The organism is Pseudomonas sp. 1176_21 (assembly GCF_052850635.1).
In genome coordinates this window covers 392,695-407,942 of the sequence record NZ_VXCV01000003.1, presented here as the reverse complement: position 1 = coordinate 407,942, position 15,248 = coordinate 392,695, and the positions used below count along the sequence as shown (strand labels likewise).

The 15,248-nt window shown below is 66.4% G+C and carries 15 protein-coding genes; 14 read left to right on the top strand and 1 reads right to left on the bottom strand.

The features are described 5' to 3' along the window. Nucleotides 1–78: 78 nt before the first annotated feature. Nucleotides 79–771 (bottom strand): OmpA family protein, encoded by a 693-nt coding sequence (locus FW760_RS10000; protein ID WP_043862629.1) that lies wholly within the window; start codon nt 769–771, stop codon nt 79–81. A 159-nt stretch (nt 772–930) separates the two neighbouring features. Between FW760_RS10000 and FW760_RS09995 the strand changes: the two genes are divergently transcribed. The 14 genes from FW760_RS09995 to FW760_RS09930 all read left to right on the top strand — a co-directional run bounded on the left by FW760_RS09995 (nt 931) and on the right by FW760_RS09930 (nt 15,191). After that, a complete protein-coding gene (locus FW760_RS09995) occupies nt 931–1,425 on the top strand; it encodes a DUF6231 family protein (protein ID WP_043862630.1) in 495 nt (164 codons plus the stop codon). A gap of 4 nt (nt 1,426–1,429) precedes the next feature. Beyond that, nucleotides 1,430–1,906 carry a YchJ family protein gene (locus FW760_RS09990; protein ID WP_043862631.1) on the top strand — a complete coding sequence of 159 codons (477 nt, stop codon included), beginning with the start codon at nt 1,430–1,432 and terminating at the stop codon, nt 1,904–1,906. Between the two features lie 2 nt (nt 1,907–1,908). Further along, entirely contained in the window at nt 1,909–2,388 is a 480-nt protein-coding gene (locus FW760_RS09985) for an LEA type 2 family protein (protein WP_043862632.1), read from the top strand. A 6-nt stretch (nt 2,389–2,394) separates the two neighbouring features. Then, on the top strand, nt 2,395–2,601 hold the full coding sequence (locus FW760_RS09980; protein WP_078480560.1) for an SEC-C metal-binding domain-containing protein: 207 nt from the start codon (nt 2,395–2,397) through the stop codon (nt 2,599–2,601). 98 nt (nt 2,602–2,699) lie between these two features. Continuing rightward, entirely contained in the window at nt 2,700–3,341 is a 642-nt protein-coding gene (locus FW760_RS09975; RefSeq protein WP_043862633.1) for a glutathione binding-like protein, read from the top strand. A gap of 116 nt (nt 3,342–3,457) precedes the next feature. Beyond that, on the top strand, nt 3,458–5,896 hold the full coding sequence (locus FW760_RS09970) for a penicillin acylase family protein (protein WP_446443766.1): 2,439 nt from the start codon (nt 3,458–3,460) through the stop codon (nt 5,894–5,896). 176 nt (nt 5,897–6,072) lie between these two features. Beyond that, entirely contained in the window at nt 6,073–8,100 is a 2,028-nt protein-coding gene (locus FW760_RS09965) for a c-type cytochrome (protein ID WP_446443765.1), read from the top strand. A 108-nt stretch (nt 8,101–8,208) separates the two neighbouring features. Then, nucleotides 8,209–9,225: a ligase-associated DNA damage response exonuclease gene (locus tag FW760_RS09960; RefSeq protein ID WP_043861951.1), complete on the top strand. Its 1,017-nt coding sequence runs from the start codon at nt 8,209–8,211 to the stop codon at nt 9,223–9,225. Next, nucleotides 9,222–10,859 carry an ATP-dependent DNA ligase gene (locus tag FW760_RS09955; RefSeq protein ID WP_446443764.1) on the top strand — a complete coding sequence of 546 codons (1,638 nt, stop codon included), beginning with the start codon at nt 9,222–9,224 and terminating at the stop codon, nt 10,857–10,859. The genes FW760_RS09960 and FW760_RS09955 overlap by 4 nt, the downstream gene beginning before the upstream one ends. A gap of 111 nt (nt 10,860–10,970) precedes the next feature. Continuing rightward, nucleotides 10,971–11,753: a transporter substrate-binding domain-containing protein gene (locus FW760_RS09950; protein WP_043861953.1), complete on the top strand. Its 783-nt coding sequence runs from the start codon at nt 10,971–10,973 to the stop codon at nt 11,751–11,753. Between the two features lie 103 nt (nt 11,754–11,856). After that, entirely contained in the window at nt 11,857–12,585 is a 729-nt protein-coding gene (locus FW760_RS09945) for an ABC transporter permease (RefSeq protein ID WP_043861954.1), read from the top strand. Then, nucleotides 12,582–13,292: an ABC transporter permease gene (locus FW760_RS09940; RefSeq protein WP_043861955.1), complete on the top strand. Its 711-nt coding sequence runs from the start codon at nt 12,582–12,584 to the stop codon at nt 13,290–13,292. The genes FW760_RS09945 and FW760_RS09940 overlap by 4 nt, the downstream gene beginning before the upstream one ends. 8 nt (nt 13,293–13,300) lie before the next feature. Then, a complete protein-coding gene (locus FW760_RS09935) occupies nt 13,301–14,416 on the top strand; it encodes a succinylglutamate desuccinylase/aspartoacylase family protein (protein WP_054914742.1) in 1,116 nt (371 codons plus the stop codon). A 10-nt stretch (nt 14,417–14,426) separates the two neighbouring features. Next, the gene (locus tag FW760_RS09930; protein WP_054914743.1) at nt 14,427–15,191 is read left to right on the top strand and encodes an ABC transporter ATP-binding protein; all 765 of its coding nucleotides are present in this window, start codon (nt 14,427–14,429) and stop codon (nt 15,189–15,191) included. Nucleotides 15,192–15,248: the final 57 nt, after the last annotated feature.

Sequence of the window (15,248 nt, the reverse complement as noted above, 5' to 3'; positions counted from 1 at the left end):
TGTGTCACCGGCCAGTACCGGTCACACAGGAGTAAAGACGCGCCCGCGACACTTCACAAGCCGCGGGGCGCAAGGGCTTCAGCGATCGATGCGAATTTCCACGCGGCGGTTCATCGCGCGTCCGTCGGCGGTGTTGTTGTCTGCCACCGGCTGGGTTTCACCGGCACCCTGCACCGAAACGAAACTGCTGCGCGCAATGCCGCTCTCGACCAGGTAGTCGGTCACCGAATGGGCGCGGCGCTCCGAGAGTTTCTGGTTGTAGGCATCGCTGCCGCGGCTGTCGGTGTGCCCGGTGACGCTCAGGCGTGCGCTCGGGGCTTCGGCCTTGAGGCGCGTGGCGATCTTGTCCAGGCGCAGTTTGTCGGCCGTGGTGAGCCTGGCCGAGTCGAACTCGAACAGCACATCGCGGATCACGATGACCTCTTCCTTGACCACCACGACTTCCTCGACCACCGCGACCGGCTCCGGCGGGCAGCCGTTGGCATCGACCTGAACGCCACGCGGGGTGCCCGGGCACTTGTCACGGCTGTCCGGTACGCCATCACCGTCTTCGTCGCCGTCGCCATGGGCCCAGCAGTAACCGGCCGCCAGACCGCCGCCGAGCAGCGCGCCCCAGCCGGCCCAGCTGGAGCTTTCGATGGCGCCCAGGGCGGCACCGCCAACGCCCCCGACGGCGGCACACTTCGGCCAGTCGGTTTTTTGCAAACCTGCACAACCAGTCAATACGCTGGTTAGCAGAACCAGAGGCAATGCTGTGCGAACTATGCTCATTTTGTCGCGTCTCCTAGGGGGAATCGGTGCAAAACCGATGCTCTGGGAGTAAAGACCGGTGATTCCATCTGCGCCAGCAATAAGCCATGGCGCTTTGCGCGTGCCTCTATGCCTTGCGTCGCGGGCCGGCTAGTCTTGACGCATTACCGAGGAGCTTCGATGACTGACCGTTTTTCTTCGCGCACGCCCCAGCAGGCCCTCGCCGCCCTGCTGGAGCACCATGCCCCGCAACGCCTGTTGCTGGTGGGCACGTCGTTTCCGGCACTGGAGGCCTTCGCCGCCGCGCACCCGCAGGCGCAGATCGCCGTGGCCCGCCCCGGCGCGCTGCCGGCCGAGCTTGCCGCGCAGCGTTTCGACCTGGCGGTGCTGGTGGACTGCCTGGAACACCTGAGCAACCAGCAGGGCCTGCAACTGCTCGGCGGCATTCGCAACCTCAACGCCAGCCGCGTGGCGGTGCTGGTCGACCTTGCGGCCAGCGGCTGGCGCGACACCGACTTCTACGCACTGGCGCTGCAGGACAGCGAGCGTTTTCAACGTGACGAGCAGGTATTGAACCTGTTCACCTATGATCTACGTGACTACAAACAGGTACCCGACTGGCTCAACGCCAAGTTCTGGGCCAACCCGCAAAATTTTGGAAAGTACTGGTGGTGATGCAATGAGTGTCTCGGTTTGCCCGTGCGGCAGCGGTAACCTGCTCGATGCCTGCTGCGGGCATTATCATGCCGGCCACCCGGCGCCCGATGCACAGACGCTGATGCGCTCGCGCTACAGCGCCTATGTGCTGGGGCTGGTGGATTACCTGATCAAGACCACCCTGCCGGTGCAGCAGGCCGGGCTGGATCGCGCCGGCATTGCCGCCTGGAGCGCGCAAAGCACCTGGCTGGGCCTGGAGGTCGAGAGCGCCGAGGTGTTCGGCGGCCAGCCCGATCACGCGTTCGTCACCTTCACAGCGCGCTGGCACGACAACGACGGCGAGCACAGCCACCGCGAGCGCTCGGCCTTCGTGCACAACGGCGGGCACTGGTACTTCATCGACCCCACGGTGGGCCTCAAGGCCGGGCGCAACGACGCCTGCCCATGCGCCAGCGGGCAGAAGTTCAAGAAGTGCTGCGCCAGCTACATGAGCCATTAGTCATGACCACCTGCGCCCGTCGGCTGCTCATCGGCCTGCTGCTGATGAATCTGGCGGGCTGCGCCAGCTGGTGGGGCGGCAGCTACCAGGACCCCGGCGTGCACCTGGTGCGGGTCGAGACAGTAAAGGCGCGGCTGATGCAGCAGGAGTTCATCCTGCACTTTCGCATCGACAATCCCAACGACAGCACCCTGCAGGTGCGCAACCTGCATTACGCGGTGTACCTGGCCGACCTGTTGCTGGTCGAAGGCGACCACGGCCAGTGGTTTCGGGTGGACGCGCACAGTCGGCGCACCATCCAGGTACCGGTGCGTACCAACCTGTGGCGCCAGCTCAAGCCCATCGCCAAGCTGCTCAAGCGCCCCGATCAGGCCATCCCCTATCGCCTGGAGGGAGAGCTGAGCACCGGATTATTCTTTGCCCACGACCTGCACTTGTTGCGCAAGGGTGAGATAATTCCCGCCGATCTCATTCCGGAGTAACCCTCGATGACCCAGCAACCCCACGTTCATGGCCCCGACTGCAATCACGATCATGACCATCACGCGCATGATCATGACCACGGCCATGTGCATGGCCCGCACTGCAACCATGCCCCTCAGGAACCTGCGCGCAATGCCCTGAAGGACGTTGGCCGCAACGACCCTTGCCCATGCGGCAACGGCAAGAAGTTCAAGAAGTGCCACGGGGCCTGATGCCTCCCCTGTGGGAGCGGGCCTGACCCGCTCCCACACACGTTGCGCCTCGACATCAAGCACAGTTCCAGCAGACGACCATCAAACGGAGCGTGACCATGATCGACCTGTATTACTGGACCACCCCCAACGGCCACAAGATCACCCTGTTTCTCGAAGAGACCGGCCTGCCCTACACCCTTCACCCGATCAACATCGGCAAGGGCGAGCAATTTGCCGAAGACTTTCTGAAAATCGCCCCCAACAACCGCATCCCGGCCATCGTCGACCACGACACCGCCGACGGCCAGCCGCTGTCGCTGTTCGAGTCCGGGGCCATCCTGCTCTACCTCGCCGAAAAAACCGGGCAGTTCATCCCCAAGGACCTGCGCGGCCGCCAGGAGGCCCTGCAATGGCTGTTCTGGCAAATGGGCGGCCTGGGCCCGATGGCCGGGCAGAACCACCACTTCAACCGCTTCGCCCCCGAAAAGATCCCCTACGCCATCAAGCGCTACGTGGACGAAACCGCGCGCCTGTACGGGGTACTGAACAAGCGCCTGGCCGACCGACCATTCGTCGCCGGCAACGACTACAGCATCGCCGACATGGCGATCTACCCGTGGATCGTTTCGCACACCTGGCAGCAGCAGAACCTGGACGACTTCCCGGCCCTCAAAGGCTGGTTCCAGCGCATCCAGGCACGCCCCGCCACACAGCGCGCCTACGCCCTGGTCGAGCAGATCAACCCGCCGCCAGCCTGAACCACGACAAGGCCGCGCGGTACTTTGAAAATAAAGCCCGCGCCCCCGCTTGCATGGCGTGATCGCGCTCACTAACGTAGCGCCTTTTAGCGCCATCCCCTGCAGGAGCCTTGCCCATGGCCTCGCCAGCCCTTTCCCCCGTTCTACCCCGGTTCGGCGTCGCCGCGACCCTGCTCGGGCTGCTCAGCCTGGGCGGTTGCCAACTGGGCAACCATCAGGACAGCGTCATCCCCACCAGCGGCGTGCAACCGCTCAAGGGGCTGGCACAGAACGTCTCGGTGCGGCGCAACGCCCTGGGCATGCCGCTGATCGAGAGCAGCAGCTTCCACGATGCGCTGTTCACCCTGGGCTATGTGCACGCCGGCGATCGCATCGGGCAGATGGTCGGCATGCGTCTGCTGGCCCAGGGGCGCCTGGCCGAGATGGCCGGCCCGGATGCGCTGGAGGTCGACCGCTTCATGCGCGCGGTCAACCTGAAAAAGAACGCCAGCGACCTCTACGCCGACGCCTCGCCGCGCCTCAAGCGCTTCTTCGAGGTGTACGCACGCGGGGTCAACGCCTACCTGTTCCGCTACCGCGACCGCCTGCCGGCCCCGTTGGCCCAGAGCGGCTACCGCCCCGAGTACTGGAAGCCTGAAGATTCGGCGCTGATCTTCAGCCTGTACAGCTTCAGCCAGTCGGTGAACCTGCAGGAAGAAATCGCCGCACTGACCCTGGCGCAGAAAGTCGGTGCCGACACACTGCCGTGGCTGCTGCCCAGCTACCCGGACGAACCGCTGGCCATGGCCGAAGCCGACAAGCTCAAGGGTTTGAACCCGGGCAGCCAGCTGCCGGGCCTGGCCACACTGAACAAGGTCAGCGAGCAACTGGCCGCGCTCAACCTGCTGGGCACCCCGGCGTCGAGCAACTGGGCCATCGCCCCGCAGCGCAGCCGCAGCGGCCGCAGCCTGCTGGCCAGCGACAGCCAGGGCGCCTGGGCCTTGAGCCCGGTGCAGGTACGTACCACCAAATACCAGGCCGCCGGCTTCAGCCTGGCCGGCCTGCCGTTCGTGCTGTCCGGCTTCAACGGCAAGCTGGCCTGGAGCAGCAGCGCGGCAATGGGCGACAACCAGGACCTGTACCTGGAAAAACTCAAGCGCGAAGGCAACCGCGTGCTCTATGAAGTCGACGGCCGCTGGCAGCCGGTGCAGGCGCGCAACGAGACCTACTTCGTCAAGGGCCAGCGCCCGCAACGCGAAACCCTGTACGAAACCCGCCACGGCGCCCTGCTGACCGGCACCCAGGGCAGCCTCGGCCTGGCCCTGAAGATGCCCGAACTCAAGGGCGACAAGAGCCTTGATGCGTTCTTCGACCTGTCGCGGGCACAGAGCGTCGAACGTGCCTTCGACGCCAGCCGCGAAATCGGCGCCGCCGCGCTGAATCTGGTGTTCGCCGACGCCGCCAACGTGGGCTGGCAGGTTACCGGCCGCTACCCCAACCGCCGCGAAGGCCAGGGCCTGCTGCCCTCCCCAGGTGCCGACGGGCGCTATGACTGGGATGGCTACGCCGACGCCATGCTCCACCCCTACGACCAGGACCCGCCGCAAGGCTGGCTGGGCAATGCCAACCAGCGCAGCATTCCCAAGGGCTATGGCCTGCAACTGTCCAACAGCTGGTACTACCCCGAGCGTGCCGAACGCCTGGCGCAGCTGGCCGGCAACGGCAAGCACGACAGCCGCAGCCTGATCGCCATGCAGTACGACCAGACCACCCTGTTCGCCGCCAAGCTCAAGGCCATGTTCGAAGCACCCGGCATGGCCCAGCCGCTCAAGCAGGCCATCGACGCCCTGCCCGCCGAGCAGAAGGCCCGCGCCCGCGAGGCCTACACCCGGCTGATGGCGTTCGACGGGCGCCTGAGCCCGCAATCGGCGGATGCCGCGGTGTACGAGCTGTTCCTGCAGCAAAGCGCCCGGCAGATCTTCCTCGATGAACTGGGGCCTGAAACCAGCCCGAGCTGGCAAGCCTTCGTCGCCAATGCGCGGCTGTCGTACTCGGCCCAGGCCGATCACCTGCTGGGCCGCGACGACAGCCCGTTCTGGGATGACCGCAACAGCCCGGGCAAGCAGGACAAGCCGACGATCCTGGCCCGCAGCCTGGCCGCGGCCATCAGCGCCGGCGAAGCGCAGATGGGCACCGACCGCCGGGCCTGGCAATGGGGCAAGCTGCACCAGTACCACTGGCCCGTCAGAGCACCCTATGGCCTGGGCGACACGCTCAAGCGCGGCCCGCTGGCCACCGGCGGCGACCACACCACACTCAACGCCTCGGCCTATGCCTGGGGCCAGGACTTCAACGCCCGCCTGATGCCGTCGATGCGCATGGTGGTCGACTTCGGCCTGGCCGAGCCGCTGCAGGGGGTGAGCAGCAGCGGGCAGTCGGGCAACCCGGCCAGCGCGCATTTCGCCGACGGCCTGGATGCCTGGTTCAAGGGCAGCTACGTGACCTTCCCGATGCAGCCGCAGAACTTCGAACGCGCCTACGGCAGCAAGCGCCTGACCCTGGTGCCCGGCAAGTAACCCCTTCGGCTCGCCGTCGCCCTGGCGGCGAGCCCCCTTCTCGCCCCGCGCTGATCCATATCAAAGTGCCACCCTCGTCCATCGGCTATAACCGGGTTTGTCTGATGACCCTATAAAAACGATTGCGGATACGTGCCTACAGGACCACCTGCGGCCGCATCCAAAGGACGATTGCGATGGCTTCTCTTGTATCGCGTCTGGCCATGCTTGGCTCGACGCTGCTGTTTGCGTACCCCGCCTCTGCCAGTGAGCCGCCCCCGGCAACGGCAGTCGAACGCGGCGCCTACATTGCCCGCCTGGGCGACTGCGTGGCCTGCCACACCGCCAAGGGCGGCGAGTTGATGGCCGGCGGCCTCGAACTGACCACGCCGATGGGCACCATCTACTCCAGCAACATCACCCCCGACAAGGTCACCGGCATCGGCCGCTACACCTTCGAGCAGTTCGACCGCGCCATGCGCGAAGGGGTGAACGCGGCCGGCACCAACCTGTACCCGGCCATGCCCTACCCCTCCTACGCGAAAATGACCGAAGGCGACATGCGCGACCTGTACGCCTACCTGATGGAGGACGTGAAGCCGGTCAACCAGCCCAACCTGGAAGCGGACATGAAGTTTCCGTTCAGCCAGCGCTGGGGCCTGTCGCTGTGGAACCTGGTGTTTCTCGACAAGCAGCCCTTCGTGGCCGACCCGGCCCGCAGCGACGAGCTCAACCGCGGCGCCTACCTGGTACAGGGCCTGGGCCACTGCGGCGCCTGCCATACCCCGCGCGGCGTGGCCTTCCAGGAAAAGGCCATGGACGACGCCGGCAGCGCCGGCCAGCACTTCCTGGCCGGCGAGACCGTGGAGCACTGGCGCGCCCTGAGCCTGCGCAACCTGTGGACGGTGGAAGACACCGTGCAGTTGCTCAAGACCGGGCAGAACCGCTTTGCCACGGTGTCGGGCAACATGGCCGAGGTGATCTCCCACAGTACCCAGCACTTCACCGACGCCGACCTCACCGCCATCGCGCGCTACCTCAAGTCGTTGCCGCCGGGCAAGGACGACCTGCCGATGCCGATGGTGGAACGAACCCCTGCCCCAGCGCCGGACAACCTGTTCACCACCCGCGGCGGGCTGGGCTACACGCAGTTCTGCAGCGACTGCCACCGCCCGGACGGCGCCGGCGTGGCGGGCATGTTCCCGCCACTGGCGCACAACCCCAGCGTGGCCTCGGCCAACCCGACCTCGCTGCTGCACATCACGCTGACCGGCTGGCAGACCGCCGAAACCGTCGCCCACCCGCGGGTGTACACCATGCCCGGGTTCTCGCGCCTGACCGACACCGAGATCGCCGAGATCCTCACGTTCGTGCGCAGCAGCTGGGGCAACGACGGCTCGGCGATCAGCGCAGCGCAGGTGGCCAAGTTGCGCCAGCAGCTCAAGCCCCAGGACCGCGACGCCTCGACCTTCGAGACCCCGCGCCTGGCCGACCTGCTGGCGGCCAGCAATGCCGATGAGGTGGTGCGCGGCATGCGCCTGCACCTGCAGACCCGTGACCTGCTGCCCGACAACGTCGGCAACGCGCTCAACTGCACCAGTTGCCACCTGAACGCCGGCACCGTGGCCGACGGTTCGCCGTTCGTCGGGGTATCGGCCTTCTTCCCCGGCTATGCGCCACGGGCGGGCAAGGTGATCACCCTGGAGGAGCGCATCAACGGCTGCTTCCGGCGCTCGATGAGCGGCTCGCCGCTGCCACCGCAAGGGGCCGACATGCAGGCGATGGTGGCGTACTTCGAGTGGATGAAGAACAACACCAAGCCCGAGGACAAGGTGCCAGGGCGCGGTGTAGGCAAGGTCGACCCGTCGATCAAGCCCGACCTGGACAACGGCAAGCAGGTGTATGCCCAGCAGTGCGCGGTGTGCCATGGCAACGACGGCGAAGGCCTGACCCGTGCCGACGGCACCTGGATCTTCCCGCCGCTGTGGGGCGAGCAGTCGTTCAACATCGGTGCCGGCATGGCGCGCACCTACACCGCGGCCGCCTTCGTCAAACGCAACATGCCGATCGGCATGCACGAGAAGTTCCCGCTCGGCCAGGGCGGCCTGTCCGACCAGGACGCGGTGGACGTGGCGGCCTGGTTCTCCAGCCAACCACGCCCGGACTTCCCCGACAAGGTCAAGGACTGGCCCAACGGCGGGCGCCCGGTAGACGCGCGCTACTGAAGCAGCCCCCCTGCAGCGTCGCCGGCAGCACGCCGGCGACGCTTTCGGATCGAACTTCACCGGCCCGGCCGCGCTCCTAGGTTAAACCCCCAGCGCAGCGGCCTTGGCATGGACCTGGTGATTGCACGACCCGAAGGATTGTATTGCCCACCCGGGGATTTCTATATCGACCCGTGGCGCCCCGTTGAACGTGCGGTGATCACCCACGGCCATGGCGACCACGCCCGCAACGGCAACCGCCACTACCTCACCGCCAGCCCCGGCGCGGGCATCCTGCGCAGCCGCCTGGGCGCCGACATCAACCTGCAGACCCTCGACTACGGCCAGCGCCTGGACCACGGCGGGGTGACCCTGAGCTTGCACCCGGCCGGCCATGTGCTGGGCTCGGCCCAGGTGCGCCTGGAGTATCGCGGCGAGGTGTGGGTGGCGTCCGGCGACTACAAGGTCGAACCCGATGGCACCTGCGCACCGTTCGAACCGGTGCGCTGCCACACCTTCATCACCGAGTCGACCTTCGGCCTGCCGATCTACCGCTGGGAGCCCCAGCAGCAGATCTTCGACCAGATCAATGCGTGGTGGCGCGAGAACATCACACTGGGCAAGGCCAGCGTGCTGTTCTGCTATTCGTTCGGCAAGGCGCAGCGCATCCTGCATGGCCTGGACCCGAGCCTGGGGCCGATCCTGGTGCATGGCGCGGTCGAGCCGCTGAACCGGGTATACCGCGAAGCGGGTGTCGCCCTGCCCGCCACGCTGCATGCCAGCGAGATGGACAAGCACGACCCACGCATGCGCCAGGCGCTGATCCTGGCCCCGCCCTCGGCGGCCGGCAGCAGCTGGATGCGCCGCTTCGGCGACTACAGCGACGCCTTCGCCAGCGGCTGGATGCGCCTGCGCGGCACCCGGCGCCGGCGCGGGGTGGACCGCGGCTTCGTGCTCTCCGACCACGCCGACTGGCCCGGCCTGCTATGGGCCATCGAACAGACCGGGGCGCAGCGGGTGATGGTGACCCACGGCTCGGTGGCCGTGCTGGTGCGCTACCTGTGCGAGCGCGGGCTGGATGCCCAGGCGTTCGTCACCGAATACGGTGACGAGGATGAAGGCGCCCCGACCGAGGCCAGCGCATGAAGGCCTTCGCCGAACTCTACGGCCAGCTCGACGCCACCACCTCGAGCAACGCCAAGCGCGATGCACTGGTGCGCTACTTCGCCAGCGCCAGCCCCGCAGACGCCGCCTGGGCGGTGTACTTCCTGGCCGGCGGGCGGCCGCGCCAGCTGGTGCCCACACGGCTGCTGCGCGAACTGGCAATCAGCCTGTCGGGTTTGCCCGACTGGTTGTTCGAGGAGAGCTACCAGGCCGTGGGCGACCTGGCCGAGACCTTTTCGCTGCTGCTGCCCGAAGCCGCCCACAGCAGCGACGCGGGCCTGGCCTACTGGGTCGAGGATTGCCTGCTGCCGCTGCGCGGACTGCCGCCCGAAACCCTGGCGCAGCGCCTGCCGCCCCTGTGGGCACAGCTTGAACGGCAGAGCCTGCTGGTGTGCCTGAAGCTGGTCACCGGCAGCTTTCGCGTCGGCGTGTCGAAGCTGCTGGTCACCCGCGCCCTGGCGCAACTGGCCGACATCGACAGCAAGCGCGTGGCCCAGCGCCTGGTGGGCTACACCGATCTGTCGCATCGCCCCACGGCCCAGGGCTACCTCAAGCTGATCGCGGCCGAGTCCGAAGACGAACATGCCCAGCGCGGTGGCCAGCCGTACCCGTTCTTTCTGGCCCATGCGCTGCAACAGCCGGTGGACCAGTTCGACGCCCTGCTTGGCCCGCCCCAGGCCTGGCAGGCGGAATGGAAGTGGGACGGCATCCGTGCGCAGGTGGTCAAGCGCGAGGGCCAGCTGTGGGTGTGGTCACGCGGCGAGGAGCTGCTGACCGAGCGCTTCCCCGAACTGCAGGCGCTGGCCGCCGTGCTGCCCGATGGCTGCGTGGTGGACGGCGAGATCGTGGTGTGGCGCGACGGCGTGCAACCCTTCGCCCTGCTGCAGCAGCGCATCGGGCGCAAGACCCTGGGCAAGAAGATCCTGGCCGATGCGCCAGTGGTGCTGTTGGGCTACGACCTGCTCGAATGGCAGGGCGCCGACTGGCGCAGCCGCCCGCAGGCCGAGCGCCGGGCGCAGCTGGAGGCGCTGGTTCAGACCACTGCGCACCCGGCGCTGCGCCTGTCGCCGGTGCTGCAGGGCGACACCTGGGCCGAGCTTGCCGCCCAGCGCGAGGCATCGCGCAGCCTGGGGGTCGAGGGCCTGATGCTCAAGGCCCGCGACGCCCTGTACGGGGTGGGCCGCACCAAGGACATGGGGGTGTGGTGGAAGTGGAAAATCGACCCGTTCAGCGTGGACGCGGTGCTGATCTATGCCCAGCGCGGACATGGCCGGCGCGCCAGCCTGTACAGCGACTACACCTTTGCGGTGTGGGACGCCCCCGCCGGCAGCCCGCAGCGTAGCCTTGTGCCCTTTGCCAAGGCGTATTCGGGGCTCAGCGACGAAGAGATGCGCAAGGTTGATGCAATCATCCGCAAGACCACCGTGGAAACCTTCGGGCCGGTACGCAGCGTGACCCCGACGCTGGTGTTCGAACTCGGCTTCGAAGGCATCGCACTGTCCAAGCGCCACAAGAGCGGGATTGCGGTGCGCTTCCCGCGGATGCTGCGCTGGCGCCTGGACAAACCGGTGGACGAAGCGGACGACCTGGCCACGTTGCAGTCGCTGCTGGGGTAAGCGAAACGCAGCAATTGGGACTATGGTGCGGAAATTGCTGTGAGCTTGATGTCGAGCGGCCAGCGGTAACGCTGCGCAGCCACCCATCACTTGCGCTTGAAGGACCACACCATGAAAAAAGCTCTGCTGACGCTGTCTGCTCTGGCGCTGTGCCTGGCTGCGGGCAACACCCTGGCCAAGGACTACAAGGAACTGCGCTTCGGCGTCGATCCCTCCTACGCCCCTTTCGAGTCCAAGGCCGCCGACGGCAGCCTGGTGGGCTTCGATATCGACCTGGGCAACGCGATCTGCGCCGAGCTCAAGGTCAAGTGCAGGTGGGTCGAGAGCGACTTCGACGGCATGGTTCCGGGCCTCAAGGCCAACAAGTTCGACGGCGTGATCTCGTCCATGACGGTGACCCCGGCGCGGGAGAAGGTCATCGACTTCTCTGACGAGCTGTTCTCCGGGCCTACCGCACTGGTGTTCAAAAAAGGTGCTGGCATGAGCGCCGACCCGGCCTCGCTCAAGGGCAAGACCGTCGGCTATGAGCAGGGCACCATCCAGGAAGCCTATGCCAAGGCCGTGCTGGACAAGGCCGGGGTCAAGACCCAGGCCTACCAGAACCAGGACCAGGTGTATGCCGACCTGATTTCGGGACGCCTGGACGCCTCGATCCAGGACATGCTGCAGGCTGAACTGGGCTTTCTGAAATCGCCACAAGGCGCGGGCTACGAAGTGAGCCAACCGGTGGACAGCGAATTGCTGCCGTCGAAGACGGCGGTGGGCATTAAGAAAGGTAACAGCGAGCTGAAGGCCCTGCTGAACAAAGGTATCAAAGCGTTACACGATGATGGCACCTATGCCGACATCCAGAAGAAGCACTTTGGTGATCTGAACCTGTACAGCGGCAAGTAGGGCCGGCCTCTTCGCCGGCAAGTCCGGCTCCTACACGGGTTCGCGGTGCGTGCAAGAGCTGACTCACCGCGTACCCAAGGTCCCACCCGCACAGGCTCGCCCCATGCTTGACGACCTCCTGCAACACCTGGGCCTTGGCGCCTTCAGCCTCAGGGGCTTCGGCCCGCTGCTGCTGCAAGGCACCTGGATGACCCTGCAACTGTCCTTCATGTCGCTGCTGGTCAGCGTCGGCCTGGGCCTGCTCGGCGCCAGCGCCAAGCTCTCCGCGCTGCCGCTGCTACGCATCCCCGCGCAGCTCTACACCACGCTGATCCGCGGGGTGCCCGACCTGGTGCTGATGCTGTTGATCTTCTACAGCCTGCAGACCGGGCTCACCAGCCTGACCGACGCCATGGAGTGGGACTACATCGAGATCAACCCCTTCGCTGCCGGGGTCATCACCCTGGGCTTCATCTACGGTGCCTATTTCACCGAGACCTTTCGCGGCGCGATCCTCGCGGTGCCGCGCGGCCAGGTCGAAGCGGCCACCGCCTATGGCCTCAAGCGCTTTCAGCGGTTTCGCTTCGTGGTGTTCCCGCAGATGATGCGCTTCGCCTTGCCGGGCATCGGCAACAACTGGATGGTGATGCTCAAGGCCACCGCGCTGGTGTCGATCATCGGCCTGGCCGACCTGGTCAAGGCCGCCCAGGATGCCGGCAAGAGCAGCTACCAGCTGTTCTACTTTCTGGTGGTGGCGGCCTTCATCTACCTGCTGATCACCAGCGCCTCGAACGTGGCCCTGCGCTGGCTCGAACGGCGCTACAACGTCGGCACCCGGGAGGCACTGCGATGATCGAGCTGCTGCAGGAATACTGGCGCGCGTTCCTCTATACCGACGGCACCCACATCACCGGGCTGGCGATGACGATGTGGCTGCTCAGCGCCTCGCTGCTGATCGGCTTCGTGGTATCGATCCCGCTGTCGATCGCACGGGTGTCACGGCGCCTGTGGGTGCGCTGGCCAGTGCAGTTCTACACCTACCTGTTTCGCGGCACGCCGCTGTATATCCAGCTGCTGATCTGCTACACCGGCATCTACAGCCTGGAGGTGGTGCGCGGGCAACCGCTGCTCGACAGCTTCTTTCGCGACGCCATGAACTGCACCATCCTGGCCTTTGCCCTGAACACCTGCGCCTACACCACCGAGATCTTCGCCGGCGCCATCCGCAGCATGCACCACGGTGAAGTCGAAGCGGCCAGGGCCTACGGCCTGCGCGGTTGGAAACTTTATGCTTATATCATCATGCCGTCCGCGTTGCGCCGCTCGCTGCCGTACTACAGCAATGAGGTGATCCTGATGCTGCACTCGACCACCGTGGCCTTCACCGCCACCGTGCCGGACATCCTCAAGGTCGCCCGCGACGCCAACTCGGCCACCTTTCTGACCTTTCAGTCGTTCGGTACGGCCGCCATCATCTACCTGTGCGTGACCTTCGCACTGGTGGGCCTGTTCCGCCTGGCCGAACGACGCTGGCTGGCCTTCCTCGGCCCCGCACACTAGGACCGTTCATGCACCACAAGACCCACGACATCCTGGCCCCGGTGCCGGGGATTTGCCGCCAGATCCACAGCTTCCACTTCGGCCCGCGCGGTGCCGGCAAGGTCTATATCCAGGCTTCGCTGCATGCCGACGAGCTGCCCGGCATGCTGGTGGCCTGGCACCTCAAGCAACGCCTGGGCGAATTGCAGAGCCAGGGCCGCCTGCGCCACGAGATCGTGCTGGTGCCCATCGCCAACCCGGTGGGCCTGGAACAGGTGCTGATGGACGTGCCCCTGGGGCGTTTCGAGCTGCAGAGCGGCGAGAACTTCAACCGCCACTTCGTCGACCTGAGCGACACCATCGGTGACCAGATCGAGGCGCACCTGACCCAGGACCCGCGGCACAACGTCGAGCTGATTCGCGAGTGCATGCGCCGGGCGCTGGACGCGCAGCCCGCCGCCACCCCGCTGCAATCCCAGCGCCTGGTACTGCAACGCCTGGCCTGCGATGCCGACATGGTGCTGGACCTGCACTGCGACTTCGAGGCCGTCGCGCACCTGTACACCACCCCGGAAGCCTGGCCCCGGGTCGAGGCGCTGTCGCGCTATCTCGGGGCCCAGGCCAGCCTGCTGGCCACCGATTCGGGCGGGCAGTCGTTCGATGAGTGTTTCACCCTGGTGTGGTGGCAACTGCAGCAACGCTTTGCCAAGCAGTTCCCCATCCCCCAGGGCAGCTTTTCGGTGACGGTGGAGCTGCGCGGTCAGGGCGATGTGAGCCACCCGCTGGCCAGCACCGACTGCGAGGCGATCCTGAACTACCTGACCCGTTTCGGTGCCATCGAAGGCGAAGCCGCCCCCTTGCCGCCCCTGCCCTACCCGGCCACACCGCTGGCGGCGGTCGAACCGGTGGCCACGCCGCTGGGCGGCCTGCTGGTGTTTCATGTCACCCCGGGCCAGCCGGTGCAGGCCGGGCAACTGATCGCCGAGGTGATCGACCCGCTCAGCGACCGCGTGACCCCGGTATACAACCAGCAGGCCGGGCTGCTGTATGCCCGCTCGCTGCGACGCATGGCCACCGCTGGCATGGTGATTGCGCATGTGGCGGGCAACCAGCCGTACCGCAGCGGCTACCTGTTATCGCCATGAGGGGCCGTGCATGTACAAACTGACCATCGAAGGCCTGCACAAGCGCTACGGCGAGCACCATGTGCTCAAGGGCGTTTCACTGCAGGCCAGCACCGGCGACGTGATCAGCCTGATCGGCGCCAGTGGCTCGGGCAAGAGCACCTTTCTGCGCTGCATCAATTTTCTCGAACAGCCCGACGAGGGCAGCATGACCCTGGACGGCCAGCCGGTGCGCATGGTGCACGACCGCCACGGCCTGCGCGTGGCCGATGCCGACGAGCTGCAGCGTATCCGCACGCGCCTGGCCATGGTGTTCCAGCATTTCAACCTGTGGAGCCACCTGAGCGTGCTGGAGAACATCAGCATGGCGCCGCGCCGGGTGCTGGGGGTAAGCCGGCACGAGGCCGAGGAACGGGCACGTGCCTACCTGGACAAGGTAGGCCTGGCGCCCCGGGTGGCAGACCAGTACCCGGCGTTCCTGTCCGGTGGCCAGCAGCAGCGGGTGGCGATCGCGCGGGCGCTGGCAATGGAGCCGGAGGTGATGCTGTTCGACGAGCCGACTTCGGCGCTGGACCCGGAGCTGGTGGGGGAAGTGCTGCGGGTGATCCAGGGGCTGGCCGAGGAAGGCCGCACCATGATCATGGTGACCCACGAAATGAGCTTTGCACGGCAGGTATCGAGCCAGGTGCTGTTCCTGCATCAGGGGCTGGTGGAGGAACAGGGCGCACCGGCCGATGTGCTGGGCAACCCCAGGAGCGAGCGGCTGCGCCAGTTCCTGAGTGGCAACCTCAAATAACCCGACGATTGTCACCCGCTAAAACTAATGCCGGGCATTGATGGTCTGTGAAGACAC